Consider the following 26,195-nt stretch of genomic DNA (forward strand, 5'->3'; position numbering starts at 1 on the left):
CCGTCCCGGCCGAGGGGGCCCTCGCCTGTCCGGGCCCGGTTCACCTTCTAGTGCCGCGGCAGGCAACGTTTGCCCGTTCAGGAGCGGCGTTCGGTGCGTTCCCCCACGCTCGGCTTCGCTCGCGCGGGCGGTGCCCCCACCGGCGTGCCGGCCGGAAGCCCTCGTACTGGACGTACTTGGGCTTTCGGTCGGTGCGGCGAGTGGGGGTACCCCCTGCTCGAAGAGCTTGGGGGAGGCGTGCCGGGCGTCGCGACGGGGCAGACGTTGCCTGTTGCGGCACTAGCGTTCTTGTGACGCGGTATCGCGTTGGCGGCCGACTCGGAGGGGACAAGGTGGGTGCTTCGTACTGGGACTACTACGTGCCGTACCAGGAGGATCTCGGCGCTGCGCTGGAGGAGTTGCGACACCGCGAGTTCCGCGCCGGTGACTACTTCTGGGTGCGCGGCGACGACCGGCTTCCCGAGGAGGAGCGCCGCCCGCGGCCTTCGACCCTGGACGAACTGTGGGCCGACGAGTGGACGCAGCACTCCGGCACCCACTCGATTCTCGATGTCTTCCACGTTCAACGCGAAGATGAGGAGCCCGAGGCCTGCGCGGTACAGCAGGTGACCGCCGAGGAGGCCCGGAGGGCCACCGGCAGTGAACGGCTGACCCGCGAACACGTTCCGGCCGTCCAAGACCTCGCTCGCGAGCGCTGGTACGGCCGTTGCGCAGTACTGCACGACAACCACGGGACGCCACAGGAGATCTACTTCTGGGGTTGGTCCGGAGACTGAGCCGTCTACCTGATCTCGGGCGAGAGCGAGGTGGAGGGTGAGCACGGCCTTGATCAGGTCCGTGATGCCGCTCGTGCTGCACCGCAGTTTGCGCGGGAGCCGCCAGGTCTCGCGCGTGGCTGCGGTCTGTTCGCCCAAGGGGCACCGGCACGACGCCTCGCAACCGGGTGTCGAAGTCTCCGGCGACAACGACAGCCGCGACCAAAAACGATATCGAATGCCATCGACAAATGCTATCGTTTTCGTGGCAGGAGCACTCGCGAAGGGACCGTCCGTATGGCCAGAACCGTCATCGACCTCGACGAAGACATGGTCACCGAGGCCATGCGCATCTTCGGCACCAAGACCAAGGCCAAAGCTGTCCGCCTCGCCATGGAGGATGCCGTCAAGAGGCACCTTCGACAAGAAGGCTTCGACGCCATCGAGGCCGGCGAGCTCGACTTCAGCGAGATCGTGGAGACCACCGGCCCCCGTAACGCCGACGGCTCCCTCAAGCACACCGGCGACTGCGGCGGAGGCCGGGCCGCCTGATGCAGGACCGCTACCTGATCGACAAGTCCGCCCTGGCCCGCTGGGCGAAGCCGAACGTCAAGGAGGCACTCAAACCCCTGCACGAGCGCTACCTCCTCGCCGTGTGCCAGCCCACCGAGTACGAGATGATCCACTCCGCACGGGACAGCTCGGAGGCGACCCGGATCAGCACCTGGCTCCACGCCTTCGACTACCTCCACGCCGACGACCATGCCTTCGCCCGCGCCCTGGAAGTCCAGCGCCATGCTCTCAACGCAGGCTTCCACCGCGCCCTGTCCCTTCCCGACCTGCTGATCGCCGCCACGGCAGAACTGCACCAGCGGACGGTCCTCCACTACGACGGCGACTTCGACATGATCGCCTCCCTCACCGGCCAACCCACCGAATGGGTCGTCCCGCCCGGCAGCGCCGACCGCTGAGCAGGTCGAGCCTCCCAGCCGCTCTCGCGGGGCGGGTACGTCCGTTGCGGCAGCGCGGTGCCCAGACGGGTCAGGCCTCGCCGGTGACGACCGTCTGGATGGCAGCCACGGGTTCCCGGGGCGTGCGTCCTTGAGCAGGAAGCCTGCACCGGGAGCGCATCACACATTCCGGAGGACTTCTTCGCCGTACTGTCTGACGCACTCTCGAACCAGATCGGGGAAGGCTGGGCCGATGGACACGCCTACATCCAGTCCAACCTCATGCCTCCAGCCGTAGCGACAGCGGCCATAGTCACGGCGGCACTTGCGGACAATAACGCGTCCCTGGAATGACGGCCCTATCTCCTGGGTGTCTTGTCCAGCTGCTGACGTTCACCCGAAACCGGCACCCTGCCACCGCCACCTTCGGGCCCACGCTGCAACAGACACCGCTTCCCGCCTCAAGGGACGATCGCCGAGCCCCGCACCAAGACCAGCGAAACTATGATCTGCCCAGGTCAGAGGTGCCCCTCGCTTCTCTACGCCAGGGACTTTTCAGGGACTCTCAGCGCTGTCCGAGGGACTTCCAAGGGACTTTTCGCGGCCTGACGCGGCAAGCCCCCGAAAGACCGGAAAGGGCCTCCGAAGCAGGTCAGAGGCCCTCTCCCAGGCAAAGCCGCAGGCAGCGGCAGACGAGTCGGGCTGTACGCCGGGTTCTGTTCCGAAGGGTCCTCGCGGGCCCTCCGGCGACGGCCATCCATCTAGGACCGGCGTTGCCGCCGGCCTCGTGCGGTCTACCCGCGGACTCGGGCGGGCAGCCCTCGATCGTCCGCGCAGAAACACCGGGGTGTTTCCTTTTGACCTTGCTCCGGGTGGGGTTTACCGAGCTGCCCAGGTCACCCTGGGCACTGGTGGTCTCTTACACCACCGTTTCACCCTTACCAGGGGCCGAAGCCCCGGGCGGTTTGCTTTCTGTGGCACTGTCCCGCGGGTCACCCCGGGTGGCCGTTAGCCACCACCCTGCCCTGTGGAGCCCGGACGTTCCTCGGGGAGGTCCATCAGGACCCCCACGCGGCCGCCCGCCCGGCTCGTCTGCCGTGTCGACCATGCTACCGGGCGCGCGCGGCGGATTCGTCCGGTGTCCGGGCCCGCCGTCGCGAGCACCGAGCCCGCGACGATCAGGGCGTACGCGGCGAGGCCCTGCGCCCACCGCCGCGCCGGAAGCCCGGCTCAACGGGACGGGTGTTGTGCGCGCAAGGAGTTCAGGAGCGCGGCACCTCGTGCGGCGTCGTCCACGCTCACGGCGAAGTCCCTGCCCCGGGCGCGGATGACGAGGCACTCCCCACCGCGCAGCATCACCGTGGTGCCCAGCCTGTTCAGCCGATAGCCCAGGCCACCGACCTGCGCCGCCGTGCGGGCTTCTGAGCGGGCCGACTCGATGTCCCCCACGGACCAGCGCCGAGCCGGCCAGCCGAACGGCCCGAAGGCGACCCTCAGCCCCGTCTCGCTGACCCGTGCCTCCACGGAGGCGAGGCCGAGGAGCAGGATCGAAGCAAGGGCGAGGGGCACGATCAGCGACCAGTCCAGGCTCGTCAGCCCGACCACGCCGACAAGGAGCGCGGCCATCGCCACGAGCCCGGTCACGGCGAAAGCCCCATACATCCACGGGCTGGAAGCACGGGAGAACCACACCAGCCGCTGGCCTTCGGGAAGGTCCATGACCGGGCTGTCCGCCGTCTCCCGCCAAGGGGCAGGAACACGACGGCCGGCGAGCCAGACGATCAATCCCGCCGCGCCCGCCACCGCAAGGGCCGCCACGACCCAGACCGTCACCGAGCGCGCCTCGTGCCAGTCGGTCCGGTCCAGGTTGGCGTGCACGATGGAGGCCTGCGTACCCACGAGGAAGAGTCCGGTCATCAGCACGGCAGGCACCCACTCGCGTGCCACGTCCGTCCGCCGCCACACGATCACCGCACCCGAGGCCAGTACCAGCCAGATCAGTGCCGGGATGAACACCGCGGCCCACAAGGGCATCGAACCGTCGGGGTCTCCCGCACCGTTCCAGTGCGTTGCCAGCCTCTCCGGCAGGCGCCCGCTCGCGGCCAACGGCATCCCCACCAGCAGCGCCAGTATTCCGGCGGTCCACCCGGCGACCCCCCAGGTCGCTCCGTTCCCGCGCTCGTTCACGACAGCTCTCCGATCATCTCGATGAGGTCGGCCTTGCCGTACCCCAGGCGGGCGGCATCGGCCACCAGATCCCGCAGGCGGTCCAGGAGGACGGAGCGCCCGTCCGCCCCGGCGGCCACGGATACGCCCCGGCCGCGCCGGAACTCCAGCACGCCCTCCTCGCGCAGGGTCCGAAGGCCGCGCAACACGGTGTTCACATTGACGTCCAGTGCCTGGGAGAGCTCGCGCGCCGAGGGCAGCCGGTCCCCCGGGACGCACTCCCCCTCCGCGATGGCTCGGCGAATAGCGCCGGCCACCTGCTCGTGCAGGGGACGGGTGTCCGCAACGTTCAGTCTCAGCAACATGGTGCTAATGACGATAGCACCATTAGACGTTATGGGCCTGGGCGCCTTGAGCCCCCTCGCCTCGCTGGACGCGACGACCAAGCGGCGGAGGCCGGGTACCTACTCGTCTTCTCCGGCCTACGCGGCCGCCCGGAAGCAGAAGGGCGACCGCGCAGGGCGGACAGCGACCGCGCGGATGCCGCACGCGCAGGTCGCGGACGGGGAGGGAGAGGGGGAAGCGCTCAGCGGTCAGCCACTTCAAAAGGCGGCCGAGGGCCGGATCATCCGCAGCCCGCTCGCCGATGGGGTCGCGCTCGGGACACTAGGACACTAGGAATGCAATGCCGTCAGGCCCCGCTTCCACGCCGCCGCCAGGTCGGCGTCGCCGGGAAACCGCCCGTGGATCTCCAGGATCACCATGCCGTGCGCGAAGGCCCAGATGGACCGGGCCAGGTCCCCGTCGCCGCCACAGGCGCGCAGCAGAGGCAGTGCGGCCCGGTCCTCCAGGCCCGGCGGGAGCGACGCGCGGGGCAGGGGGCGCTCGGTGGCCAGGCAGTACAGGTGCGGGTGGGCGAGTGCGTACGCCCGATAGGCCTCCGCCAGCGCCGGCAGCCCGCCAGAGGCTCGGGCCTCGGTCGCCTCCAGGACCTCGGCGCACTCCTCGAGCATCTGGGCGATCAGCTCGACCTCGACGGCCTGCTTGTCCGGGAAGTGCTTGTAGAGGGAGGGGGCCTTGATGCCGAGGTGGTCGGCGAGGGTCCGCATGGTGAGCGCGGTGGGCCCGGACTCTTCCAGGAGGGTCCTGGCCGCCGCGACGATCTCCCGTGCGCGGGGCGAGAGATGCGCCCCGGCCACCGGGAGGGCGGCCGCGGAGGCGGGAGTCCCGGCCTTCGAGGTCGAACGGTCAGCCACGCTGGAAACCCTCCTTCGTCCGCAGCCCGTAGCCGAAAGCGCGATCGTACGAGATGTGGGCGAGCCAGCCGCACAGCGCGGCGAAGGCCGGAGCCCAGCTGTCGGGCGTGACCGTGCAGAGGACCATCAGCGCCAGCGGGACCAGCGCCCGGTGCATCGCGTTGTAGTACGGCACCGCACGGGGCGGGAGCTGCCCCTTCTTCATGCGGGGCGCCTCGTCCAGGGCGACCAGGAAGGTCAGGTCCGGCAGAACGGCGAAGGCGAGGGCGAGCGTGCCCGCGAGCCAGCCGTGGTTCACGGCCTCGAGCACCGCGAAGGCGGACCAGAACAGGGCGTTCGCCAGCCAGGCCGTACGGCGGACGACGGTGAGGGCGGGGCGACTGGATGTGGCCGTGACCATGGCTGCCTCCCGGGCTGTCGATTAAGGCTAACACCGTTAGCCACGACTGCGACCGTAAGGCTAACGCCGTTAGCCTGTCAAGGGCCGGGCTTGACCATGACGCAACGTCAGCGTTTGTACTGATGCCATGCGGATCGGAGAACTCGCCGCGACCGTCGGCGTCACCACGCGGACCGTGCGGCACGCGCCGCGTCGGCGCCGTTTGCGGATCGAGCCGGGTGAGCGCACGCCGAGAGCCTCCGGGGACGTGGGGGTGGCTTTCGGTCGCACGGCACGCCGTACGCTGGCGCTGAGTCCTACAGAAGGAGTACGTGTTGCTTGTCCTGCTGCCGCCCTCCGAGGGCAAGGCGTCCTCCGGCCGCGGTGCCCCGGTGAAGCTGGAGTCGCTGTCGCTGCCGGCGCTGAACGCCGCACGCGCGGCCGTCCTGGAGGAACTGGTCGGGCTGTGCGCGGGCGACGAGGACAAGGCGCGCGAGGTGCTGGGGCTCAGCGAGGGGCTGCGCGGGGAGGTCGCGAAGAACGCCGGGCTGCGGACCGCGGGGGCGCGGCCGGCCGGGGAGATCTACACCGGTGTCTTGTACGACGCCCTCGCCCTCGCCTCGCTGGACACGGCGGCCAAGCGGCGGGCAGCCAGGTCCCTGCTCGTGTTCTCCGGGCTGTGGGGCGCGGTCCGGGTGACCGACCGCATCCCCTCGTACCGGTGCTCGATGGGCGTGAAGCTGCCCGGGCTCGGGGCACTGGGCGCGTTCTGGCGTACGCCGATGGCCGCCGCCCTGCCCGAGGCGGCCGGTGACGGCCTGGTGCTGGACCTCCGGTCCTCCGCGTACGCGGCCGCCTGGAAGCCGAAGGGCGAGGTCGCGGGGCGGACGGCGACGGTGCGAGTGCTGCACGCGCAGGTCGTGGACGGGGTGGAGAAGCGGTCGGTGGTCAGCCACTTCAACAAGGCGACCAAGGGCCGGATCGTCCGCAGCCTGCTGACCGAGGGGGCCGCACCGAAGGACCCGGCGGAGCTGGTGGAAGCACTGCGGGACCTGGGTTACACGGTGGAGGCCGAGGCGCCCGCCAAGGCCGGGAAGGCGTGGTCGCTGGACGTGGTGGTGACGGAGATCCACTGAGCTGCGCGGGACGCCGCCTTCTTGCGTTGCATCATACGCAACGCACATTGTGCATATCGCTATCCGTGGGCAGGATGAGGCCATGGCCTCGCCCCTGCCCTCGTCGCCGTCCGCCGTCTCGGTCCTCGATCTCGCGCCCGTCGTCCCCGTGGTCGTCCTCCAGGAGGCCGCCGACGCCGTACCGCTCGCGCGGGCGCTGGTCGCGGGCGGGCTGCCGGCGATCGAGGTGACGCTGCGCACCCCGGCCGGGCTCGGCGCGATCCGGGCGATCGCCGCGGAGGTCGCGGGCGCGGTGGCCGGGGCGGGCACGGTCATCACGCCCCGACAGGTGACCGAGTGCGTGGCGGCCGGTGCGCGTTTCCTGGTCAGTCCCGGATGGACCGACGCGCTGCTGGCGGCGATGCAGGCGTCCGGGGTGCCGTTCCTGCCGGGGGTGTCCACGACCTCGGAGGTCGTGGCGCTCCTTGAACGGGGCGTACGGGAGATGAAGTTCTTCCCGGCGCAGGCGGCGGGCGGCACGGCCTATCTGAAGTCGCTGGCCGGACCGCTCCCGCAGGCCCGTTTCTGCCCCACGGGCGGCATCGGCCCGGCGAACGCCCCGGAGTATCTGGCGCTCCCCAACGTCGGCTGTGTGGGCGGGACATGGATGGTGCCGCAGGACGCGATCGCGGCGAAGGACTGGACGCGGATCGAGCGGCTGGCGCGGCAGGCGGCGGCGCTCGAAAGCTAGGGCCTGTTCTGAGTTCCCCGTCGTCCGCGCGGAGCGCGGGCGCAGCGGCGTTCGGTGCGTGCGATCGGCGTTCGGTGCGTGCGATCGGCGTTCGGTGCGTGCGATCGGCGTGCGGTGCGTGCGATCGGCGTGCGGTGTCGCAGGTCATGTGGCGGAGCCACCTGTCCTGCGGCGCCGTGCGGCATGCGGGTCCCCCCTGCTCGAGCGAAGCCGAGAGCTTGGGGGAGTGCGTGCCGAACGCCGCTGCGCAGACGGGGAACTCAGAACAGGCCCTAAGGCCCCGGCGGAGTCCTCAGCGCAGGTGGGAGGTGTCGTTGAGGAGGCGGAGGCTGGCGTTGCCGTCGGCGTAGTACGCCACCGCGGTCAGCGAGGCCGCGGACAGTTCCATGCGGAACAGGGACTCGGGGGGCGCGCCGAGGGCGAGGCGCACCAGGGTCTTGATGGGCGTGACGTGCGAGACGAGCAGAGCCGTGCGGCCCGCGCGGGAGGCGAGGAGCTGGTCCTGCGTGGCGGCGACCCGGCGGGCGACGGCCGCGAAGCTCTCGCCGCCGCCGGTGGGTTCGGCCTCCGGGTCGGCGAGCCAGGCGTCCATGTCGTCCCGGTACCGCTCGCGGACCTCGGCGAACGTGAGGCCCTCCCAGGCGCCGAAGTCGGTCTCGCGCAGCCCGTCCTCCACACTGACGTCGAGCCCGAGGCGGGCGGCGACGATCCCGGCGGTCTCGCGGCAGCGGGCGAGCGGCGAGGAGACGACGGCCTGGACGGTCCCCCGCGCGGCCAGCACCCCGGCGACGAGTCCGGCCTGGCGCCGGCCGGCCTCGGAGAGGGCCGGGTCGGTGCCGCCGCTGCCGGAGAACCGTTTGAGCGGGGTGAGGGGGGTCTCGCCGTGACGCAGCAGCACGAACGTGGTCGGGGTGCCGAGGTCGGGCGGGGCGGAGGCGATCTGACAAGTGGCCCTCACATCGGCATCGGCCTTCTCCGCCGCTGCCCCGCGGGCCGAGGACGGGGCGGCCGGGACTGCGGTTGCGGCCGCCAGAGCCGCCCGCGCCCGCGCCGCACCGGCGGCCGCGTCGCCGGGCGGGCCCGCCGGTTCGGGTGCCATGGCGGCACGCGTGTCCAGTTCCGCGGTCGAGCGGGAGGGCTCCCACCGCTCCCCGCGGCTGCCCGCGTCCATCGCCTCGTTGGCCAGACGGTCCGCGTGCTTGTTCTTCTCGCGCGGGATCCACTCGTAGGTGACCTGCGCGGCGGGGAAGACGGCGGCGGCCTGCATCGCCAGCGGCTTCATGGCCGGGTGCTTGATCTTCCAGCGGCCGGACATCTGCTCCACGACCAGCTTGGAGTCCATGCGCACGCGCACCCGCGCGGTCGGGTCCAGCTCGTACGCCGCGCGCAGCCCGGCCAGCAGTCCCCGGTACTCGGCGACGTTGTTCGTGGCGGTCCCGATGAACTCGGCCCGCTCCGCCAGCGTCTGGCCCGTCGCCGCGTCGCACACCACGGAGCCGTAGCCGGCGGGCCCCGGGTTGCCCCGGGAACCGCCGTCGGCCTCGACGATGAACTCCCGCACGCCGTACGCCTCTTACAGGCCGGACTCGGAGGTGCGCACCAGGATGCGACGGCAGTTCTCGCAGCGGACGACCGTGTCCGGCGCGGCCGTGCGGATCTCGTTCAGCTCGGTGATCGCCAGCTCCTGGCGGCAGCCCTGGCAGGTGCGCTGGTACAGCTTGGCCGCGCCGATGCCGCCCTGCTGCTCGCGCAGCTTGTCGTACAGCTTCAGCAGGTCCGCGGGCACCGAGCCGGCGATGACCTCGCGCTCCTTGGTCACCGACGCCACCTCGCCGTCGATCTCCTCGAAGGCCGCGTCCCGGCGCCCCGTGGCGTCGTCGATCCTCGACTGCACCGAGGCGACCCGCTCGGTCAGCTCGCCGACGCGCTCCTGCGCGGACTCGCGGCGCTCCATCACCTCCAGGACCACGTCCTCCAGGTCGCCCTGCCGCTTGGCGAGCGAGACGATCTCGTGCTGGAGGTTCTCCAGGTCCTTGGGGGAGGTGATGGCGCCGGAGTCGAGGCGCTGCTGGTCGCGGGCGGCGCGCTGGCGCACCTGGTCCACGTCCTGCTCCGCCTTGGTCTGCTCGCGGGCGCAGTCGCTCTCCTCGGTCTGCGCGGCCACCAGCAGGTCGCGCAGCTGCGTGAGGTCCTTGCTCAGCGACTCGATCTCGGCGTGCTCGGGCAGGGACCTCCGCCGGTGCGCGAGCTGCTGCAGGCGTACGTCGAGGGCCTGGACGTCGAGGAGGCGGATCTGGTCTGCGGGCGCGGCGTTCAGTTGGGGGCTCCTGTGGAGTGAGTGGCGGCGGACGCCGCGTGGGCGGTCCAGGGGTCGGTGACCGTTTTCGAGACGTGGACGCGAAGGCCCCATCCGTGGCGGTCGGAGATCTCGTCGAGCTGAGCGGCTGCCAGCTCGCACCAGGGCCATTCGGTGGCCCAGTGCGCCGCGTCGAGCAGCGCGAGAGGACTGTGGGCGCGATCCGCCATGAACTCTGACGCCGGGTGGTGGCGCAGGTCCGCGGTGAGGAAGGCGTCGACGCCGGCTGCGCGGACGTCGTCGAAGAGGCTGTCGCCGGAGCCGCCGCTGACGGCGACCGTACGGACGACGGCGTCGGGGTCGCCGGCGACGCGGATGCCCTGCGCGGTGGCGGGCAGCCGTTCGGCGGCACGGGCGGCCAGCTCGCGGACGGTCAGCGGGTGGTCCAGCTCGCAGATGCGGCCGAGGCCCCGGCGGCCCTCCGGGTCGGTCGTGTCCGGTACGAGGGGGCGCAGGATCCGCAGGTCGAGCGCGCCGGCGAGAGCGTCGCTGACGCCGGGATCGGCCCGGTCGGCGTTGGTGTGGGCGACGTGCAGCGCGATGTCGTTCTTGATGAGGGTGTGCACGGCGCGGCCCTTGAAGGTGGAGGCCGCCACCGTCGTGGTGCCGCGCAGAAAGAGCGGGTGGTGGGTGACCAGCAGGTCCGCACCCAGCTTCACCGCCTCGTCGACGATCTCCTGGACGGGATCGACGGCGAAGAGGACCCGGGAGACCTCCTGGTCGGGGTCGCCGACGACCGTGCCGACCGCGTCCCAGGACTCGGCCCGCTCGGCAGGCCACAGGGTTTCCAGCGCGGCGATGACTTCAGACAGACGGGGCACGGGGAAAAGGCTACCTGGCCCGGGTCTGTGCCCCACCGGGTCACGGGGGCGACCGGCCTTTCGGACGGCATGGGGTCGCGCATGGAGGGGCCGTGCACTCCCCTCGCGCAGCACATCCGCCCCTTTTCCTCAGGCGAACGGCGAGACGAACACCCTTATGTGTGAAGCGGTCCCCGGGGATCCCACACCTGTGCGTACGAAAACTAGTTTCGTGGCCGGAGGTGACCGAACGATGACGATCTGTGCCTTTACGGCCGCGGCCGAGAACGGGAACGCGTGGGCGGCCCGGCCCGGTTGTGTGATCACCGCGGAAGGCTCCTACGCGGCGCGGCTCGCCCGGCACGGCGAGTCCTGGTACCCGGAGCGCTGGACCCTGGGCGGACCGGAACCGTACGCCGTACCGCTGCCCGGCCATCAGCCGGAGGAGCCCGGCACCGAGGTGCAGCCGATGACCGACGGGCGGGTGCTGGTCCACCGTGCCATGGGCGGGCGGCACACGTTCTCGCTGCTCTATCCGACGGGCCCGGGGACCGGGGAGCTGGCGCTGGGTGCGGTGGAGTGCCCGGGCGCGGGGAGCCGGCTGCGACTGCTTCCGCCCTCGCCGACGGGGAACCGCGCCTACGCGCTCGCGGTGGACGGTGACACGACGACGGTGTGGCTGGTGGCGGGCGGGGCGCACGGGCCCGAGCGCCTGGCCCGGGTGCCGGCCCGCTGCGGCGGCGGGGTGTGGCTGGACCGTGCGGGCCGGATGCTGGCCCTGGACCGCGTGCCGGAGGGGGGTCCCACGAAGACGGTGGTGGTGGATCTGGCGCGGGGCGGGGAGGTGTCGCCGCTGCTGGAGATCACGGAGGAGAGCGACGACCGGGTACTGCTCGCGGACTGGGACAGCGGGCTGCTGCTGATCCGCTCGGACGCGCCGTCACCGGGTCACGCCCGGCTGGGGTGGGGGGTGTTGGGGAGCACGCTGCCGGTGCGCTTTCCGGAGTGCCTGCGCCTGGGCTCCGCCTCCGTGACGCCGTTCGCGATCCAGCCGGGGCAGATGCTGACGCCGGAGAGCTGTGCGGTGGCACTGCGGATCGACGGGGCGGCGGGCAGTTGGGTCGGGGTGTGGCGCCCGGCACACCGCACGGTCCAGCATCTCGCGCCGCCCGCGGGCTGGTTGGCGGGGGCGGGGCTGTGGACGCCGGAGGGGGTGCTGCGGCTTCCGTATGCGACGGAGGCGGTGCGGTGCGGGGTGGCGCGGCTGGCGGTGCCCGGGGGAACAGTCCCGCCCGTCAAGGAGCCCTCCGCGCGGCCGGGTCCGGACTCCGGGGAGCGGGGGGCGGCACGGCCGGTGCCGTTGCAGCAGGCGCCGCTGTGGGAGCGTACGGCGAGCGGTGCCGCCAAGGTGCGCAGGCCGCTGGCGGAACCGGCGCGCAGAACGCCGGCGGCTGCGGTACGCAATCCTCCAACGGAGGCGGCGCTCAGAACCCCGTCGGAACCGGTACACAAACCTCCGGCGGAAGCGGCGGGGACGCCTCCGGCCGAAGTGACGAAGACTTCTCCGGCTGGCAACGCGCCTGTCATGGCCGCCCGTTAGAATCGCCCGGCTGTACGAAGGATCATATTGACGGGGTGAGCACTTCCGATGAGCGACAACTGCACCACACTGCCTGCGCCCGCCGAGGCTGAGGAGGCCGCCGGTCACGGCCGGCACCGCGGAGAGATCTCCGCCCAGGAAGCCGAGTCGAGCCCGAGCGGCCGGCACCGCAAGCCGTCCGAGGAGGCCGAGCAGTCCGGCATCACGGCGGCCTGACAGTGGACCAACGGCAGCGGAGCGATGAACTGACTGCCTATCAGTTCTGCTGAGCTTCCTGCCGGTTGCCGCATCACACACGGCCCCGCCCGTCGTCGAGCAGACGACGGGCGGGGCCGTTCTGTGCGGGGTCCTCCCCTGGACCCTCGCGCTGCGGCGGTCGGACGCGCGTAGGCGGATTCCCTCGAAGGGCCGGCGGGCTCAGGAGTGTTCGACGATCGTGTCGAGGAGGACGGGAGCGTCGCCCCTCCCCCACTCTCGGCTTCGCTCGAGCGGGGGGACCCCCATGATCGCACTCACGGCCACCCGGACCGAACTGTCCCGCCGCCACATACGGATGCGCAGAGTCTCGCCCGGGAAGACGACCCCGGCGAACCGTGTGGAGTAGGCGCGGACCCGGGTCACATCCCCCTCGAGCAGCGTGTCGACGATGGCCTTGAGCGTCATCCCGTAGGTGCACAGGCCGTGCAGGATGGGCCGCTCGAACCCGGCGAGCTTCGCGAACTCGGGGTCGGCGTGCAGCGGGTTCCAGTCGCCGCACAGGCGGTAGAGAAGGGCCTGGTCCTCACGGATCGGCCGCTCGACCACCCGGTCCGGCTCGCCGGTGGGCGGCTCGAGGGCCGCCGTGGGGCCGCGGTCGCCGCCCCAGCCGCCTTCGCCGCGCACGAAGATCTGCGCGTCGCTGCTCCACAACGGGCCGTCGGCGTCACCGACGTCGGTGCGCACGACGAGGACGGCAGCCTTGCCCTTGTCGTACACCGCGGTGACACGGGAGACAGTCCGTGCCCTGCCCGCGGCCGGGATCGGGCGGTGGACCTCCAGCGTCTGACCGCCGTGCAGGACGCGGGCGAGGTCGACGTCGACGCCGGGCATGGACAGACCACTGATCACGCCCGGGGAGCCGCCGCCCGCCACGGTGGCGAAGCTCGGCAGGACATGCAGCCGGGACTCCAGGGTGTAGCGCAGTTCGCCGGGGTCGGTGGCGGGGATGCCGGCGCCGATACCGAGGTGGTAGAGCTGAACGTCCTTGGGGGTCCAGGCGATCTCGCCGGTCCGCGGCTCGGCCGCGAGCGCCGTGGCTGCGTCGATGGGCATGGGGCTCCTGGGAGGTCGTCACGGGCCGGTCGGGTGCCGGGGCAGACGTGGCCCGCCGGCGCGCTGGAACGCGTTCCAGTCCGGGGCTCTGTATAGCCCAGCAACCCGTGCCCGTAAAGGTTCCTGACGAGATGTCAGATCGGTACGCCGTGACATTTGTCCTGCCGGAGTCCGTACAACCGCATCTATCGAGGAGTCGCTGTACCTCCGTAACGTCCTGGTCATGACGAAAACGACCGGGACACCGCCCGCCGTGTCCTTCACGGGGGCGGTCAAGACCTACGGCACAGTTCGTGCCGTCGACGGCGTCGACCTGCGGATCGCACGCGGCGAGACCGTCGCGCTGCTGGGCCGCAACGGCGCCGGGAAGTCCACGACGATCTCCCTCCTGCTCGGCCTGATCGAGCCCGACGCGGGCACCGTGGAGCTGTTCGGCGCACCCCCGGAGCGGGCCGTGCGTGCGGGCCGGGTGGGCGCCATGCTCCAGGAGGCACGGGCGGTCCCCCGGGTCACCGTCAGCGAACTGGTCACCTTCGTGGCCGGCCGCTACCCCACCCCGCTGCCCGTCGCGCACGCCCTCGAACTGGCCGGGATTGCCGACCTGGCCGGGCGGCGTGTGGACCGGCTCTCCGGCGGGCAGACGCAACGCGTGCGGTTCGCGGTCGCACTCGCCGGGAACCCCTCGCTGATCGTCCTCGATGAGCCCACCGCCGCCCTCGACGTCGAGGCACGGCGCGCCTTCTGGGACTCCATGCGGGCCTATGCCCGCCGCGGCCACACCGTCCTGTTCTCCACGCACTATCTGGAGGAGGCGGACGCGCACGCCGACCGGATCCTGGTCATCGACCGCGGCCGGATCGTCGCGGACGGCACCGGCGAGGAGCTCAGGCGGTCGGCGGGCGGCAACCTGGTCTCCTTCGACCTGGCCGGCCGCGGCACGGAGGGCCTGACCCTGCTGCCCGGCGTGCGCTCGCTGGAGGTGCGGGGCGACCGGGCGCTGCTGCGCACGGACGACTCCGACGCCACCGTGATCGCTCTGGCCGACCTGGGTGCGATACGCGGCCTCGAGGTCGCCCCGGCGTCGCTGGACGACGCGTTCCTTGCCCTGACCTCGCGCGCGATGGAGACGGTGTGATGATCGACTACCTGCTGCTGGAAGTACGCCGGACCCTGCGCGACGTCGGTTTCGTGATCGGCGGGATCGCGATGCCGGTGATGATGTACCTGTTGTTCACCAACATCGGTGAGATCGACGGTGGTTGGAAGACCGCGTCCATGGTGGGGATGGCCGCGTACGGCGCGGTCGGCTCCGCCCTCAACACCGGCGGCGGGGTCGCCGAGGACCGGGCGATCGGCTGGCTACGACAGCTGAGGGTGACCCCGATGACCCCGCGCCAGGTCGTCACCGGCCGGGCGCTGACCGGTTCGGTGACGGTGCTGCCCGCGATCGTCGTGGTGCTCGCGGCGGGCGGCCTGGTCAACGGCGTACGGCTGGCGGCCTGGCAGTGGGCGGCGATCGCGCTGCTGCTGTGGCTCGGCTCGATCCCCTTCACCCTGCTCGGCCTGGGCAACGGCTACCGGCTGACCGCGCAGACCACCGGCGTGGCGAACATGGTGTGCAACCTGGGGCTGGCGGTCGTGGGCGGTCTGTGGTTCCCGGTCGCCCTCTTCCCCGGCTGGCTGCGCTCGGTGTCCGCGTTCACCCCGACGCACCGCTTCGCCCAGCTCGGCACGGCGGTCGCCGACGGCCACGCCCCGACGGCGGGGGCCATCCTCGTGCTGACGGCCTGGCTACTGGCGTTCGGCTCCTACGCCGTGATGTCGTACCGCCGGTACGCCGGGAACATCTGATCGGGGGGCGAGGACATGTCCTGGTTGCGAAAGGCTCCGCGCCGCCTGGACGCGTGGCGACTGGCCCGTCGGGCGTGGAAGCAGACGTGGAAGGAGGACAAGAAGTGCTTCAAGGCCGAGCGCAAGGCGGCCCGGAAGGCCGGTAAGGCACATGAGGAGCCGGGCCCGCCGCCCAGCGGCTTCACCCTGCTCCCCTGGCTGCTGCTGGGGATGGGCTCCTTCTCCAACCTCTTCCAGGGCAAGACCCCGAACCCGTGGATCGGCGGCGTGGGGCTGTTCGCCTTCAACTCCCTTTACATCTATGTGGCGTTCCGCGCCTTCTGCAAGGAGACCCGCGAGGCGGCCTCCACGCGGCTGGCGCTCGTCCTGCTGGGCCTGGTGACCTGCGCGCTGGCCATCGGGTACGGCGGCAACTGGCTGATGTTCTTCCCGCTGCTGGGGCTCGCGACCGGCGCGATCGTACGGGGCCCGTGGCTGGGCAAGGCCGCCTTGGGCCTCAGTGCGCTCGCCGGCGCCGTCGCCGGCTTCCGTGTCGGCACGGACGCGATCAACATCGTGTACGGCACGTTCCTGTCGACGATGGTGACCGCGGCGATCCTCGGACTGGCCGAGGCCGTACGCGAACTGCGCGCCGCCCGCGAGGAACTGGCCCGCCGCGCGGTGGAGAAGGAGCGTCTGCGCTTCTCCCGCGACCTGCACGATCTGCTCGGCCACACCCTCTCGGTCATCGTCGTGAAGTCGGAGGCGGCCCGCCGTCTGGCCCACCGCGACCTGGAAGCGGCGCTGGTGCAGGTCACCGACATCGAGTCCGTCGGCCGCCAGGCGCTCGTAGAGATCCGTGAGGCGGTCACGGGCTACCGCGAGGGCAGTCTGGCCACAGAGCTGGACCGCGCCCGCTCGGCCCTGACCGCGGCCGGCATCGAACCCGTCGTACGCCGCTCGGGCCCGCCGCTGGTACCCCAGACCGAGGCCCTGCTCGGCTGGGTGGTGCGCGAGGCGGTCACCAATGCCGTGCGGCACAGCGGCGCGACCCGCTGCGAGATCTCCGTCGACGGCACGTCCGAACACATCCGGCTGACCGTTGCCGACAACGGGAACGGCGCCTCCTCGGCACCGCGCGCGGAGGGCATCGGCGGCACCGGCCTGAAGGGCCTCACCGAACGCCTCGCGGCAGCCGGCGGCTCCCTGCGCGCCGGCCCGTCGCCACACGGCGGCTTCACGGTCACCGCGGAACTTCCGGTGGAGTCGGAGCGCCCCGTGCCGGCCGCCGAACCGGAGGCCGTCGAGGAACCCCCGATGCGGGCCGGTGCCCACCGTCGGTGAACGCAGGCCAGTCAGCGTCAGAGCCCGCGAGGTTCAGCAAGCACCGAGGCCCGCCGGCCCATCGCCTTGTCGTACGACCACCGCTCCCCCATGAGGGGGAGCACACCGTCCGGGCGTCATCCCATCGGGTCCCCGGAATCGGGCTCACGGGCTGATGGAACGAGATGGTTGTCGTCCGACAACCACTTGGAACCAGTGACACACATGTTGTCGCCGACCGATGATTCGTGCGGTTCACATGTCGTGGTGCATGGGCCCCGTACCCTAGGCGCGTGGATGAGATGCCCCCAGATCACCGGTTGGCGAAGTGCATCAGGGTCCTGCTTGCCGAGGACCAAGGCATGATGCGCGGTGCCCTCGCCCTGCTGCTCGGTATGGAGGAGGACATCGAGGTCGTCGCGCAGGTGGCGACGGGGGACGCGATCGTGGACGCCGCGCTGGTCCACCGGCCGGACGTGGCCCTGCTGGACATCGAGCTGCCGGGCATGAGCGGGCTGGACGCCGCCGCCGAACTGCGCGAGCAGGCCCCGGACTGCCGCGTGCTGATCCTCACCACCTTCGGTCGGCCCGGCTATCTGCGCCGTGCCATGGACGCGGGCGCCGCCGGCTTCCTGGTCAAGGACGGGCCGGTGGAGGAACTCGCCGCGGCGATCCGCCGGGTGCTCACCGGTGAGACGGTCGTGGACCCTGCGCTGGCCACGGCCGCGCTGAGCGCCGGCCCGAACCCTCTCACCACCCGCGAGTGCGACGTTCTGAAGGCCTCGGTGGACGGCGCGACGGTCGCCGATATCGCCACCAGACTCCGTCTCTCCGAGTCCACCGTCCGCAACTACCTCTCCTCCGCCATCGGCAAGACGGGCACCCGCAATCGCATGGAGGCGATGCGGGAGGCCCGACAGCAGGGGTGGTTGTAGGGAAGAGGTCCGCCGAGGGGCCGCCCAACGCGCGCGGGCGGCACTCTCCGGAGAGCGGGACCCGGGGACCCCGACGTCACATCGCCCGTGCGATGAACCCCACCTTCCCTTTCGGGTCTTCTACTTCGGCACTCCCACGCTCTTCGAGCCCGTCCCCTTCGGCCCAAGGCACACGAACCAGTTCTGCGGGGAGCCGGCCGCCGGGCGGATCACCCCTTGGTCGCCGTTGACGTCGTAGCCAGGCACCCTGTGGACCACCGAGGTCGTGCCGTCCTTCCACGTGCAGGTGACCTGCTCGGTGCTCTTGGCGACCTGGCCGACGACCAGCCGGTCGGGGCCGGAGGTACCAGGGTCCAGGGGAACCGCGGCGAACTGGGAGTCGCCGGCCGACATGGGCTCCACCTTCTTGACCGTGTTGAACATGATCGTCGACGACTTGCCGTCGCCGACACTCCGACCTACGAAGTACGAGGTCTTGCCGACCAGGTCGGACGCCTGGCGCACCGGGGGCCGCTCCCCGGACCGGCGCATGGCGTCCAGCTGCAGCCGCGCCTCGGTCTCGTCGCGCGGCACTCCCCACACGTCGATGTGGACCCGCCACTTTTTGCCCTGGTCGATTCCGGTCGCCAGCGTGGTGCGCTGAGGCACGTACACGTGCCGCGCCTCCGGTGAGGCCGGTTGTGTCGCCGCCGGCGCCACCCTGTTCCCGCCCTCGCCCGGCAGGCCCGCCAAAGCGAGCGTGGCGCCCGTCGAGCCGGCGAGCACCAGGGTCGTGGCCGCCGCGATCGCCCAACGGCGGGCCCTGCGGCGGCGGCCGCCCCGGATCACCGCCTGGTAGGGGGCTATGCCGATCTCGACCTCGTCCGCGGCACCGGCCAGCAGGAGGGTGATGTCCCTGTGCGTCATGTCGAGGTTCTCCTGGTCCGCGCTCATCACTTCCGCCCTCCCTCGGCCACCATCTCGGTCAAGCCGGGTATGGCGCGGAGTTTCGCGATCCCCTTGGCCGCATTGCTCTTCACCGTGCCCACCGAGCAGCCCATCGCCTCGGCCGTCTGCGTCTCGGTCAGGTCCTCCCAGTACCGCAGGACGACCGCCTCCCTTTGCCGCGGGGGCAGTTGGGCGAGCGCCTTCAGCAGGGCGCTGCGATCGTCGGCCTGGGCGATGCGATCACCGGTGTCCGCCACCTCGCGCACCAGATTCGAGTCGTCTCTGGGCGCGAGGAACTCCTTGAGGCGTCTGCGATGCCTTCGCGCATGCGCGTTGATCATCACGCGTCGTACGTACGCCTCCGGGTCGTCGGCCGAGCCGACCCTGCGCCACGCCACATAGACCTGTTCGAGCGTCGACTGGACCAGGTCTTCCGCGGCGTGCTGCTCCCCCGTGAGGAGAAATGCCGTACGCATCAACCGCGGCCAGCGGCCGATGACGAAGCTCTGGAACTCCGTGTCCCGAGCCTGCTTCCGATCCCCCATGGGCACCTCCTAGATATCAAAAGGAGTCCATGGGCCCGCCGGACCGTTGCCTCACCGAGCGGAATTCGCGGAAGTCTTTCGCGGCAGCCACACCAGCATCAGCACCGCCCCCGCCAGCAGCACGCACCCGCTCACCCGGAACGCCTGCGCGTATCCCTCCGTCAGGGCCTCGGCCGACTGGCGTCCCCCCGTGCGTGTCGCGGCGACTGCGGACATGACCGCGAGGCCCAGCGAACCTCCCATCGTGCGCGAGGTGTTGACCAGTCCTGACACCAGCCCGGCGTCCCCCGGCGCCGCCCCGGAGGTCGCGAGTGCGGCGAGCGGGGTCATCGACAGACCCGCGCCCAGCATCATCAGGATCCCCGGGAACATGATCGCCGTCAGATAGCCCCCACCCGCCGTCATGGTCGACTGCCAGCCGAAACCGGCCGCCGTGATCAGCGTCCCGAGTACCGTCGCGTTCCGCGCCCCCAGGACCCGCATGACCCGCGGCGCGACCTTGGAGCCGAGTACCACGGCCAGTGAGCTGGGCATCAGCGCGAGGCCGGATTCCAGCGGCGAGTAGTCGAGGACGTTCTGTGCGTACAGCGTCATGAAGAACCACATGCAGAACGACGCCGAACCGGAGACGAACATGGCCGCGTTCGCCGAGGCCACCGACCGCACTCGTAGCAGCCCCAGGCGCATCAGCGGGGCCTTCGTGCGCGCCTCGACGGCCAGGAACAGGCCGATCAGGAGGAGTCCGGCGAACAGCAGCACCAGGGTCACCGCCGCCGTCCAGCCCTCCGCCTCCGTCTGCACGATCCCGTACGCGAGCGTGGCCAGCCCCGCCGTCACCAGCAGCGCGCCCGGCAGGTCGAGCCGTCGCCCGCCCCCGGCGCGGCTCTCGGTCAGCCACCGTGCCGCCGCGGCCAGGACGACGGCGCCGACCGGCACGTTGATGAGGAGCACCCAGCGCCACGACAACCCGTCCACCAGCAGCCCGCCGACGAGCCCGCCCGCCGCGCCGCCGCCGGCGCCCACCGCGGTCCAGGTCGCGATGGCACGCGCCCGTGCGGCACCTTCCGGCACCGCCGCGGTGAGCAGCGTCAGCGTCGAGGGCGCCAGCACGGCCGCCCCCAGCCCCTGCACGGCCCGTGCGGCCAGCAGCTCCCAGCCCTGCTGGGCCAGCCCACCGGCGACGGAGGCCAGCGTGAACAGGGCGAGCCCCACCAGGAACATCCGCTTGCGCCCGTACAGGTCCCCGGCCCGCCCGCCCAGCAGCATGAACCCGGCGAAGGCGATCGCGTACGCGTTCACGACCCACTGCAGCCCGGACGAGCTCAACCCCAGGTCGGTCCGCATCGACGGCAACGCCACATTGACGACGGAGACATCCAGCACGACGAGGAACTGCCCGGCACACGCGAGCGCGACCACCACCCATGTGGGCAATGCGGAGCGACGACTTATGGAAGTGTCTTCGGCGGTTTGCAGCATGGAGGCCATGGTCCCAACCCCGGTGCGTGCGTGCATCGGGATTTCGCCCCACCTCCGCCTCAGTCGTACGTCCTACTCCCGCTGCCCGCGGAGAAGAACACGTTCCGCTCGAAGGGCGGCGTCTGACGGCCGATCAATTCTCCATGGGATGGTCAAGGATTCGTTAGGAAGGCGAAACATCGGAATAGGTGTCCTGGCGAACAAGGTTGACCCAACGTCTGTCCGCACAGATCTCGCGAGCGAGCTCTTCCGCACGTCTCCCGATTCCCGGCCCGGAGGCCCACGCAATGACGCACATACCGACCGCCCGGCCCACTCGTGGACGGTCCGGCGCGATCGTGCCGGTGCTCGCCTTCGCGGGCATCGTCGTCGCGGTGATGCAGACCCTGCTCGTCCCGGTCATCAAGGATCTGCCCCAGTTACTGAGCACCTCACCCGGCAACGCCACCTGGGTGCTGACCTCGACCCTGCTCTCGGGCGCCGTGGCCACGCCCATCATGGGCCGCCTCGGCGACCTCTACGGCAAGCGGCGGATGCTGCTCACCAGCCTGGCCGTGATGGTGGTCGGCGCGCTGGTCAGCGGCTTCACCAGTGCCCTGACGCCGATGATCGTCGGGCGTACGCTCCAGGGCTTCGCGATGGGCGCGATACCCCTCGGTATCGGCCTGATGCGCGACATGCTGCCCCGCGAGCGGCTCGGCTCGGCGATGGCCCTGATGAGCTCCTCGATCGGCGTCGGCGGCGGACTCGCACTGCCCTCCGCGGCCATGGTCGCCCAGCACACCGACTGGCACGCACTGTTCTTCGGCGCCGCCGGACTCGGCGTCCTCTCGATCGTGCTCACCCTCCTTGTCGTGCCGGAGTCCACGACGCGCGCCGAGGGTTCCTTCGACCTGCCCGGCGCGCTCGGCCTGTCCGCCGGCCTGGTCCTGCTCCTGCTGCCGGTCACCAAGGGCAGCGACTGGGGCTGGGCGTCCGGCTCCACGCTCGGCTTGTTCGCCGCCGCCGTCGTCGCCCTCGTCCTGTGGGGCGTGCTGGAGCTGCGCGTCAGCGCGCCGCTGGTCGACCTGCGCACCACCGCCCGCCGCGAGGTGCTGCTCACCAACCTCGCCTCGATCATGGTCGGTGTCGCGTTCTACGTCGTCTCGCTCGTCCTGCCGCAACTGCTCCAGCTGCCCACCGCCACCGGCTACGGACTCGGCAAGTCCATGGTCGTCGCGGGCCTGTGCGTGGCACCGCTCGGCCTGACGATGATGTTCACCGCGCCGGTCTATGCCCGGCTGTCCGCCCGATACGGCCCGAAGGTCACCCTCATCACCGGCCTGCTGATCATCGCGATCGGCTACGGCGCCGGCCTCGGCCTGATGGATGCCGCCTGGCAGACCGTGGTCACCTCGGTGCTCCTGGGCGCGGGCATCGGCCTCGCCTACTCCTCGCTGCCCGCGCTGATCGTCGGCGCGGTCCCGGCCTCGGAGACGGGCGCGGCCAACGGCCTCAACACCCTGATGCGTTCGATCGGCACGTCGGTCTCCAGCGCCGTCATCGGCATGGTGCTCGCCAACACCGCCCACCGGACGAACGGCCTCGCGGTCCCCTCCCTGCACGGCTTCCGCGTCTCCTTCCTGATCGCGACGGCCGCGGTGGCGCTCGGCCTGCTGGCCGCCCTCTTCCTGCCGGGGCAACGCCCGTCGGCCGGGACGCAGTTGCGCGCGAGCAGCGAGGAGGAGGCCAACCTGGAGCGCGCGAACCAGGTACTGCGCGGGTTCCGCGGCCGGGTCCTGGATGCCCAGGGCGCCCCGGTGGCCCGCGCCAAGGTGACGCTGATCGACCGCAGGGGCCGCCAGGCGGGCGCCACGCTCTCCACCGAGGACGGCCGCTACACACTGGCCGTGCCGGCGAAGGGCCCCTACGTCCTGGCCGCCAGGGCCGCGGGCCACGGCCCGCTCGCCTCGTCGGCCACCCACACGGGCGACGAGCACCCGATCGACCTGGACCTCTTGCTGCCGGGCGAAACCATCTCCGCCTGATCCCGGCCCCGCACCCGCGCCCCCGTCGCCCCCGCGGCGGGGGCGCGACGGCATGAGGCGCACACGGGCCGGGCCCCGCGCACCCCCGAAGGACGACAACTGCACTCAGGGCCGCCGAAAAACCGCAGGTCACACCGCCTCGCCCCCACCCCCGTCGCCCACGCGGCAAAAGGGTGCGGCAGCATGGGGCGCCCACAGGTACGTACGACGGAAGGACCCCCATGCCTGCGGCACCCTCCCCCGAGCCCAACGAGCAGGCGGGACCCCCCTCGCAGATCCTGGCCGCCTTCGAGGCCGCGAAGGGGTTCATGCCCCTGGGGGAGGGGCTAGCGCTGTACGAGGCCGCCGTCGAGGCGGGGCGGCTCGGACTGCCCCTGCTGGAGGTCGGCACGTACTGCGGCCGTTCCACGATCCTGCTCGCCGACGCGGCCCGCGCCGCAGGCGTCACCGCACTCACGGTCGACCACCACCGCGGCAGCGAGGAGCAGCAGCCGGGCTGGGAGTACCACGACCCGGAGACGGTCGACCCCGAGATCGGCCTGATGGACACCCTGCCCTCCTTCCGGCGCACGCTGCACCGGGCGGGCCTGGAGGAGCACGTGGTCGCGCTCGTCGGCCGCTCCCCGCAGATCGCGGCGCTGTGGGGGACGCCGCTCGGCCTCGTGTTCATCGACGGCGGCCACACCGACGAACACGCGAACGCCGACTACGAGGGCTGGGCCCCCCATGTGGCCCCGGGCGGACTGCTGGTCATCCACGACGTCTTTCCGGAGCCGGAGGACGAGTTCACCGGCCAGGCCCCCTACCGCGTGTACCTCAGGGCACTCGGTTCCGGCGAGTTCACGGAGGTCTCGGTGACCGACTCCCTGCGCGTGCTGAAGCGAACCGAGGCGGGAAGGGGGCGGCGCGGTTAGGGTCGCAGACATGTCGTACGTAGGTCCCGACTTCGATCCCCCCCAGCCGCGCCGCTCCCGGCGCCGGCCACTGACGATCACGGTCGCCGCCCTGGTACCGGTGGCGCTCGTCGGCTGGCTGGTCTACGAGGCGGTGGCCGACACCGGCGACAGCTCGGACGGCGCCGCACCCGCCACGGCCACTTCGGCGTCAAGGTCGGCCACCGCCTCCCCCACGGCCGATGGCAAGCGTTCCGCCTCGTCCTCCCCCACGGCACCGACCGCCGGCGGCCCGGCCGCGTCCGGGCCGCTCAAGGGCAAGGTCGTCCTGATCGACCCGGGACACAATCCCGGCAACTTCCGGCACCCCTCCGACATCAACCGCAAGGTGAACATCGGCACGAACCGGAAGGAGTGCGACACCACAGGTGCCGCCACCAACTCCGGTTATCCGGAAGCTCAGTTCACGCTGGACGTGGCGCGCCGACTGCGCCCCCTCCTCCAACAGCAGGGCGCCACGGTGAAGTTCACACAGGACGGGGACCGCGCGTGGGGCCCGTGTGTGAACGAGCGGGCGCGGATGGGCAACGAGGCGCACGCGGACGCGGCGATCTCCATCCACGCGGACGGCGCGGCAGCCGGCGACCGCGGCTTCCACGTCATCCTCCCGGCCTCGGTGCACGAGGGCGCGGCGGACACCCGTCCGATCGTCGCCCCCTCCCGCGACCTGGGCGAGCGCATCGCGGGCAGCTTCGTGCGCGTCACCAAGAGCGCCCCGTCCAACTACCTGGGGAACGGCACGGGTGTCGTCGTGCGCGGCGATCTCGGTGGTCTCAATCTGTCAACGGTTCCCAAGGTATTCATCGAGTGCGGCAACATGCGCGACAGCAAGGACGCGGCTCTGCTGACCAGTGGCGCGTGGCGGCAGAAGGCGGCGCAGGGGATCTCTGAGGGAATCGTGAGCTTCCTGCACGGGTAGTGATCATCGTCCCAACCCGGCGGACATCCAGGCCTGGTGGACGATAGTGTCACTCCTACGATGAGGGGGCCACCCCCGCGCTTCACACCGCGACCCGAGAGCGAGACGGTGACAGCGACGCCTCCACTGACGACGAGACGACAGACGAAGGACCCGAAGTGAATTTCCGCTCCCTCACTAGAGGCGACGGCGTGGTGATCGGAGCAGCGGTGTTGCTGTTCATCGCGTCGTTCCTCGACCTCTCCGGCTGCGGCGCTTCCAGCGATATCTGCAGCCGGCTCAACCTGCCCAACTCCTGGGACAACCTCGGGCTCGGACTCGGCACCTACATGGCCGGCGTCCTCGGTGGTGCGCTCGTCGTGATCTGCCGCCTGCAGCCCGCACCGCGCAAGGTCGTGGGTCTGGACCTGGGAGTGGTCGGCACCACGCTGACCGTCTCGTCCGCCTGGGTGCTGCTGTGGACGCTCATCGACTTCAGCGATGCGGGATCCGGTCTGATCCTCGGCTTCATCGCCGCCCTGGCCCTGGCCGCCGCCGCCATCGCCACCCCCCTGGTGCCGACCCTGCAGGCCGCCCTTGTCTCGGCCGCCCCGAAGCCTCCCGCCCCCCAGCCCTACGGTGCGCAGCCGCAGGGCGGCTACGGCTACCCGGGCGCCCAGCAGCCCTTCGGCGGACAGCCGCAGCAGGGCCAGCAGCCGGGCGAACAGCCGCAGCAGAGCCAGCAGTTCGGCGGGCAGCCGCAGCAGCAGGGTCAGTCGTTCGGCGGGCAGCCGCAGCAGGAGCCGCAGTTCGGCGGGCAGCCGCAGCAGGCTCCCGCCGGGGACTTCTCGCCGTTCTGGTTCGCCGTGCCGGTGCCGCGTCCGCTGTTCGCGGAGGACGGCTCGCCGACGCCGATCGCCGAACTCGCGCCGGGCACCTGGTACCTGGCGGTCGAACAGCGCGGCACCAGCCTCGTGGCGCAGACGCAGGACGGCCGCCGTGGTGTGCTGCAGGACACGAGCGGCATCCAGCGCGGCTGACCGTCCCGCTCCGCAACGGCCCCTCGCCCTCCCGGGTGCGGGGCCGTTGTCGTACGGTCCTGCCACACAACGGAACTGACGTAGCGTCACACACGTCAGCCCGAGGCGAGCTGCGCGGCCGACGGGACCCGGATCCTGATCCGGGCGCCCGCGCTGCTGCCCGCGCCCTTCACCTTGGCGATGATGTCGTTGATGGAGCGCATGGCCGACTCGTCGCCGTTGCGGAGCCTGGACGGAAGGTTCTTCAAGCCGTCGAGTCCCGTGGTGAGCGGGGCGAGGGCCTTGGCGAGCCTGGGGTCGCCCCGGGCGTTGCGCTGGACCGCCCTGAGCCGGTTGTACGCGAAGGTGCCCGCGCGGCCCGCCTGGGCGAGCGCGGCCTTCCGTCCCCTGACGCCCTCCTTGAAGCCGCCTTCCTTCCAGGGCTTCACGATCCACCGGTCGGCCGCCCCGGCGGCAAGTCCCGCGTTCGCCGCGAACCGGGCCCTGGCGAACTTCTGCCACTCGGCCGGGGTGGTCGGGGACGGCGTCGGGGCCACGATGTACGCGGCGGCCCCCTTCACGGCGCTGCTCCCGCCGCAGGCGGTGGCGCCGGCGGACAGGATGCAGGAGAGGGCGAGCGCCGGGACGAGGCGACGTATCGGCAGCGGCACGGGATCCTCCGGTTCCGGGAAGGGCACGGTTCTCTCGCGGACGGGGAGAACGCGGCTCCACCGGCAGCCTCACCCGCCCCGCCCGCCCGCACCGCCCAGGCAGGGCCGTTCGGGTGACATCCCTCGCCCCTTGCCCTGGGAAGGGACAA

The 26,195-nt window shown here is 71.5% G+C and carries 28 protein-coding genes, 1 other RNA gene and 1 pseudogene; 16 read left to right on the forward strand and 14 right to left on the reverse strand.

Annotated features, from left to right (window positions below; translation table 11 throughout):
- The first annotated feature begins 332 nt into the window (after positions 1 to 332).
- Positions 333 to 776 carry a hypothetical protein gene (locus BIV24_RS26795; protein WP_071369038.1) on the forward strand — a complete coding sequence of 148 codons (444 nt, stop codon included), beginning with the start codon at positions 333 to 335 and terminating at the stop codon, positions 774 to 776.
- 24 nt (positions 777 to 800) lie between these two features.
- Here BIV24_RS26795 and BIV24_RS35730 read toward each other — a convergent pair.
- Positions 801 to 914 (reverse strand): annotated as a pseudogene (locus BIV24_RS35730) (IS5/IS1182 family transposase); the annotation flags it as partial.
- Between the two features lie 138 nt (positions 915 to 1,052).
- Here BIV24_RS35730 and BIV24_RS26800 point away from each other — a divergent pair.
- Complete coding sequence (locus tag BIV24_RS26800) at positions 1,053 to 1,307, forward strand: type II toxin-antitoxin system VapB family antitoxin (protein WP_071369039.1); 255 nt, start codon at positions 1,053 to 1,055, stop codon at positions 1,305 to 1,307.
- Positions 1,307 to 1,726, forward strand: a complete 420-nt coding sequence (locus tag BIV24_RS26805) for a PIN domain nuclease (RefSeq protein WP_071369040.1) — start codon at positions 1,307 to 1,309, stop codon at positions 1,724 to 1,726. The genes BIV24_RS26800 and BIV24_RS26805 overlap by 1 nt, the downstream gene beginning before the upstream one ends.
- Before the next feature lie 668 nt (positions 1,727 to 2,394).
- Here the strand turns inward: BIV24_RS26805 and rnpB are convergent.
- The 3 genes from rnpB to BIV24_RS26820 all read right to left on the reverse strand — a co-directional run bounded on the left by rnpB (position 2,395) and on the right by BIV24_RS26820 (position 4,236).
- Positions 2,395 to 2,796, reverse strand: an RNA gene (gene rnpB / locus BIV24_RS26810) — RNase P RNA component class A.
- Between the two features lie 139 nt (positions 2,797 to 2,935).
- Entirely contained in the window at positions 2,936 to 3,892 is a 957-nt protein-coding gene (locus BIV24_RS26815) for a DUF1648 domain-containing protein (RefSeq protein ID WP_071369041.1), read from the reverse strand.
- Positions 3,889 to 4,236 carry a GntR family transcriptional regulator gene (locus BIV24_RS26820; protein WP_071369042.1) on the reverse strand — a complete coding sequence of 116 codons (348 nt, stop codon included), beginning with the start codon at positions 4,234 to 4,236 and terminating at the stop codon, positions 3,889 to 3,891. Before BIV24_RS26820 ends, BIV24_RS26815 begins: the two co-directional genes overlap by 4 nt.
- A gap of 31 nt (positions 4,237 to 4,267) precedes the next feature.
- Between BIV24_RS26820 and BIV24_RS26825 the strand changes: the two genes are divergently transcribed.
- Positions 4,268 to 4,549, forward strand: coding sequence for a hypothetical protein (locus tag BIV24_RS26825; RefSeq protein WP_071369043.1), 282 nt, complete (start codon positions 4,268 to 4,270; stop codon positions 4,547 to 4,549).
- On the opposite strand, the gene BIV24_RS26830 is transcribed toward BIV24_RS26825, so the two are convergent.
- Positions 4,546 to 5,070, reverse strand: coding sequence for a TetR/AcrR family transcriptional regulator (locus BIV24_RS26830; RefSeq protein WP_071369113.1), 525 nt, complete (start codon positions 5,068 to 5,070; stop codon positions 4,546 to 4,548). The genes BIV24_RS26825 and BIV24_RS26830 overlap by 4 nt on opposite strands.
- Before the next feature lie 49 nt (positions 5,071 to 5,119).
- Positions 5,120 to 5,527 (reverse strand): DUF4260 family protein, encoded by a 408-nt coding sequence (locus BIV24_RS26835; RefSeq protein WP_071369044.1) that lies wholly within the window; start codon positions 5,525 to 5,527, stop codon positions 5,120 to 5,122.
- A 314-nt stretch (positions 5,528 to 5,841) separates the two neighbouring features.
- Here BIV24_RS26835 and yaaA point away from each other — a divergent pair, with 314 nt between their 5' ends.
- Positions 5,842 to 6,642: a peroxide stress protein YaaA gene (yaaA, locus tag BIV24_RS26840; protein ID WP_071369045.1), complete on the forward strand. Its 801-nt coding sequence runs from the start codon at positions 5,842 to 5,844 to the stop codon at positions 6,640 to 6,642.
- Positions 6,643 to 6,724: 82 nt separating this feature from the next.
- Positions 6,725 to 7,372 (forward strand): bifunctional 4-hydroxy-2-oxoglutarate aldolase/2-dehydro-3-deoxy-phosphogluconate aldolase, encoded by a 648-nt coding sequence (gene eda, locus BIV24_RS26845; RefSeq protein WP_071369046.1) that lies wholly within the window; start codon positions 6,725 to 6,727, stop codon positions 7,370 to 7,372.
- A 292-nt stretch (positions 7,373 to 7,664) separates the two neighbouring features.
- Here eda and BIV24_RS26850 read toward each other — a convergent pair whose 3' ends face one another.
- From BIV24_RS26850 to BIV24_RS32560, 3 genes are read right to left on the reverse strand one after another with little or no spacing between them, the layout of a single operon-like run.
- Positions 7,665 to 8,933: a bifunctional RNase H/acid phosphatase gene (locus BIV24_RS26850; protein ID WP_071369047.1), complete on the reverse strand. Its 1,269-nt coding sequence runs from the start codon at positions 8,931 to 8,933 to the stop codon at positions 7,665 to 7,667.
- A gap of 12 nt (positions 8,934 to 8,945) precedes the next feature.
- Positions 8,946 to 9,689: a zinc ribbon domain-containing protein gene (locus BIV24_RS26855; protein WP_079168565.1), complete on the reverse strand. Its 744-nt coding sequence runs from the start codon at positions 9,687 to 9,689 to the stop codon at positions 8,946 to 8,948.
- Complete coding sequence (locus tag BIV24_RS32560; protein WP_079168556.1) at positions 9,686 to 10,549, reverse strand: Nif3-like dinuclear metal center hexameric protein; 864 nt, start codon at positions 10,547 to 10,549, stop codon at positions 9,686 to 9,688. Before BIV24_RS32560 ends, BIV24_RS26855 begins: the two co-directional genes overlap by 4 nt.
- Positions 10,550 to 10,781: 232 nt before the next feature.
- Here BIV24_RS32560 and BIV24_RS26860 point away from each other — a divergent pair, with 232 nt between their 5' ends.
- Together BIV24_RS26860 and BIV24_RS34595 are read left to right on the forward strand one after the other, a co-directional pair.
- Entirely contained in the window at positions 10,782 to 12,128 is a 1,347-nt protein-coding gene (locus BIV24_RS26860) for a hypothetical protein (protein ID WP_071369049.1), read from the forward strand.
- A 48-nt stretch (positions 12,129 to 12,176) separates the two neighbouring features.
- Positions 12,177 to 12,344, forward strand: coding sequence for a hypothetical protein (locus tag BIV24_RS34595; RefSeq protein ID WP_177198832.1), 168 nt, complete (start codon positions 12,177 to 12,179; stop codon positions 12,342 to 12,344).
- Positions 12,345 to 12,545: 201 nt separating this feature from the next.
- Here the strand turns inward: BIV24_RS34595 and BIV24_RS26865 are convergent, their stop codons facing one another.
- The gene (locus BIV24_RS26865; RefSeq protein ID WP_071369050.1) at positions 12,546 to 13,439 is read right to left on the reverse strand and encodes a MaoC/PaaZ C-terminal domain-containing protein; all 894 of its coding nucleotides are present in this window, start codon (positions 13,437 to 13,439) and stop codon (positions 12,546 to 12,548) included.
- Between the two features lie 223 nt (positions 13,440 to 13,662).
- Here BIV24_RS26865 and BIV24_RS26870 point away from each other — a divergent pair, with 223 nt between their 5' ends.
- The 4 genes from BIV24_RS26870 to BIV24_RS26885 all read left to right on the forward strand — a co-directional run bounded on the left by BIV24_RS26870 (position 13,663) and on the right by BIV24_RS26885 (position 17,527).
- Positions 13,663 to 14,574 carry an ABC transporter ATP-binding protein gene (locus BIV24_RS26870; RefSeq protein WP_071369051.1) on the forward strand — a complete coding sequence of 304 codons (912 nt, stop codon included), beginning with the start codon at positions 13,663 to 13,665 and terminating at the stop codon, positions 14,572 to 14,574.
- Entirely contained in the window at positions 14,574 to 15,290 is a 717-nt protein-coding gene (locus BIV24_RS26875) for an ABC transporter permease (protein WP_071369052.1), read from the forward strand. Before BIV24_RS26870 ends, BIV24_RS26875 begins: the two co-directional genes overlap by 1 nt.
- Before the next feature lie 15 nt (positions 15,291 to 15,305).
- Positions 15,306 to 16,613, forward strand: coding sequence for a sensor histidine kinase (locus tag BIV24_RS26880; protein WP_071369053.1), 1,308 nt, complete (start codon positions 15,306 to 15,308; stop codon positions 16,611 to 16,613).
- Between the two features lie 281 nt (positions 16,614 to 16,894).
- Entirely contained in the window at positions 16,895 to 17,527 is a 633-nt protein-coding gene (locus tag BIV24_RS26885; protein WP_071369054.1) for a response regulator transcription factor, read from the forward strand.
- Positions 17,528 to 17,647: 120 nt separating this feature from the next.
- Here BIV24_RS26885 and BIV24_RS26890 read toward each other — a convergent pair whose 3' ends face one another.
- The 3 genes from BIV24_RS26890 to BIV24_RS26900 are packed head-to-tail and all read right to left on the reverse strand — an operon-like array spanning position 17,648 to position 20,487.
- Positions 17,648 to 18,460, reverse strand: coding sequence for a hypothetical protein (locus tag BIV24_RS26890; RefSeq protein ID WP_177198833.1), 813 nt, complete (start codon positions 18,458 to 18,460; stop codon positions 17,648 to 17,650).
- On the reverse strand, positions 18,460 to 18,999 hold the full coding sequence (locus BIV24_RS26895) for a SigE family RNA polymerase sigma factor (RefSeq protein WP_071369056.1): 540 nt from the start codon (positions 18,997 to 18,999) through the stop codon (positions 18,460 to 18,462). The genes BIV24_RS26890 and BIV24_RS26895 overlap by 1 nt, the downstream gene beginning before the upstream one ends.
- Positions 19,000 to 19,050: 51 nt before the next feature.
- On the reverse strand, positions 19,051 to 20,487 hold the full coding sequence (locus tag BIV24_RS26900) for an MFS transporter (protein ID WP_107459743.1): 1,437 nt from the start codon (positions 20,485 to 20,487) through the stop codon (positions 19,051 to 19,053).
- 278 nt (positions 20,488 to 20,765) lie between these two features.
- Between BIV24_RS26900 and BIV24_RS26905 the strand changes: the two genes are divergently transcribed.
- The 4 genes from BIV24_RS26905 (at position 20,766) to BIV24_RS26920 (ending at position 25,396) form a co-directional block, all read left to right on the forward strand.
- Complete coding sequence (locus BIV24_RS26905; protein WP_071369057.1) at positions 20,766 to 22,505, forward strand: MFS transporter; 1,740 nt, start codon at positions 20,766 to 20,768, stop codon at positions 22,503 to 22,505.
- A 221-nt stretch (positions 22,506 to 22,726) separates the two neighbouring features.
- Positions 22,727 to 23,419 carry a class I SAM-dependent methyltransferase gene (locus BIV24_RS26910; protein ID WP_071369058.1) on the forward strand — a complete coding sequence of 231 codons (693 nt, stop codon included), beginning with the start codon at positions 22,727 to 22,729 and terminating at the stop codon, positions 23,417 to 23,419.
- A 10-nt stretch (positions 23,420 to 23,429) separates the two neighbouring features.
- Positions 23,430 to 24,377 carry an N-acetylmuramoyl-L-alanine amidase gene (locus BIV24_RS26915; protein ID WP_071369059.1) on the forward strand — a complete coding sequence of 316 codons (948 nt, stop codon included), beginning with the start codon at positions 23,430 to 23,432 and terminating at the stop codon, positions 24,375 to 24,377.
- Between the two features lie 158 nt (positions 24,378 to 24,535).
- Entirely contained in the window at positions 24,536 to 25,396 is an 861-nt protein-coding gene (locus BIV24_RS26920) for a DUF5336 domain-containing protein (RefSeq protein WP_079168557.1), read from the forward strand.
- Between the two features lie 95 nt (positions 25,397 to 25,491).
- Here the strand turns inward: BIV24_RS26920 and BIV24_RS26925 are convergent, their stop codons facing one another.
- Positions 25,492 to 26,046 carry a hypothetical protein gene (locus tag BIV24_RS26925; protein ID WP_071369115.1) on the reverse strand — a complete coding sequence of 185 codons (555 nt, stop codon included), beginning with the start codon at positions 26,044 to 26,046 and terminating at the stop codon, positions 25,492 to 25,494.
- Between the last annotated feature and the right edge of the window lie 149 nt (positions 26,047 to 26,195).

The sequence above is a fragment of the Streptomyces colonosanans genome (assembly GCF_001866645.1).
GTDB lineage: Bacteria > Actinomycetota > Actinomycetes > Streptomycetales > Streptomycetaceae > Streptomyces > Streptomyces colonosanans.

What these genes read in the sequence shown, in the direction of transcription:
- BIV24_RS26915 (WP_071369059.1), top strand. Translation starts at nt 23,430, where the DNA reads ATGTCGTACGTAGGTCCCGACTTCGATCCCCCCCAGCCGCGCCGCTCC.
- BIV24_RS26860 (WP_071369049.1), top strand. Translation starts at nt 10,782, where the DNA reads ATGACGATCTGTGCCTTTACGGCCGCGGCCGAGAACGGGAACGCGTGG.
- BIV24_RS26800 (WP_071369039.1), top strand. Translation starts at nt 1,053, where the DNA reads ATGGCCAGAACCGTCATCGACCTCGACGAAGACATGGTCACCGAGGCC.
- BIV24_RS26825 (WP_071369043.1), top strand. Translation starts at nt 4,268, where the DNA reads ATGGGCCTGGGCGCCTTGAGCCCCCTCGCCTCGCTGGACGCGACGACC.
- BIV24_RS26820 (WP_071369042.1), bottom strand. Translation starts at nt 4,236, where the DNA reads ATGTTGCTGAGACTGAACGTTGCGGACACCCGTCCCCTGCACGAGCAG.
- BIV24_RS26870 (WP_071369051.1), top strand. Translation starts at nt 13,663, where the DNA reads ATGACGAAAACGACCGGGACACCGCCCGCCGTGTCCTTCACGGGGGCG.
- BIV24_RS26895 (WP_071369056.1), bottom strand. Translation starts at nt 18,999, where the DNA reads ATGGGGGATCGGAAGCAGGCTCGGGACACGGAGTTCCAGAGCTTCGTC.
- BIV24_RS26805 (WP_071369040.1), top strand. Translation starts at nt 1,307, where the DNA reads ATGCAGGACCGCTACCTGATCGACAAGTCCGCCCTGGCCCGCTGGGCG.
- BIV24_RS26875 (WP_071369052.1), top strand. Translation starts at nt 14,574, where the DNA reads ATGATCGACTACCTGCTGCTGGAAGTACGCCGGACCCTGCGCGACGTC.
- BIV24_RS26900 (WP_107459743.1), bottom strand. Translation starts at nt 20,487, where the DNA reads ATGGCCTCCATGCTGCAAACCGCCGAAGACACTTCCATAAGTCGTCGC.
- BIV24_RS26910 (WP_071369058.1), top strand. Translation starts at nt 22,727, where the DNA reads ATGCCTGCGGCACCCTCCCCCGAGCCCAACGAGCAGGCGGGACCCCCC.
- BIV24_RS26885 (WP_071369054.1), top strand. Translation starts at nt 16,895, where the DNA reads ATGCCCCCAGATCACCGGTTGGCGAAGTGCATCAGGGTCCTGCTTGCC.
- BIV24_RS26905 (WP_071369057.1), top strand. Translation starts at nt 20,766, where the DNA reads ATGACGCACATACCGACCGCCCGGCCCACTCGTGGACGGTCCGGCGCG.
- BIV24_RS26865 (WP_071369050.1), bottom strand. Translation starts at nt 13,439, where the DNA reads ATGCCCATCGACGCAGCCACGGCGCTCGCGGCCGAGCCGCGGACCGGC.
- BIV24_RS26880 (WP_071369053.1), top strand. Translation starts at nt 15,306, where the DNA reads ATGTCCTGGTTGCGAAAGGCTCCGCGCCGCCTGGACGCGTGGCGACTG.
- BIV24_RS26835 (WP_071369044.1), bottom strand. Translation starts at nt 5,527, where the DNA reads ATGGTCACGGCCACATCCAGTCGCCCCGCCCTCACCGTCGTCCGCCGT.
- BIV24_RS26890 (WP_177198833.1), bottom strand. Translation starts at nt 18,460, where the DNA reads ATGAGCGCGGACCAGGAGAACCTCGACATGACGCACAGGGACATCACC.
- eda (WP_071369046.1), top strand. Translation starts at nt 6,725, where the DNA reads ATGGCCTCGCCCCTGCCCTCGTCGCCGTCCGCCGTCTCGGTCCTCGAT.
- BIV24_RS34595 (WP_177198832.1), top strand. Translation starts at nt 12,177, where the DNA reads ATGAGCGACAACTGCACCACACTGCCTGCGCCCGCCGAGGCTGAGGAG.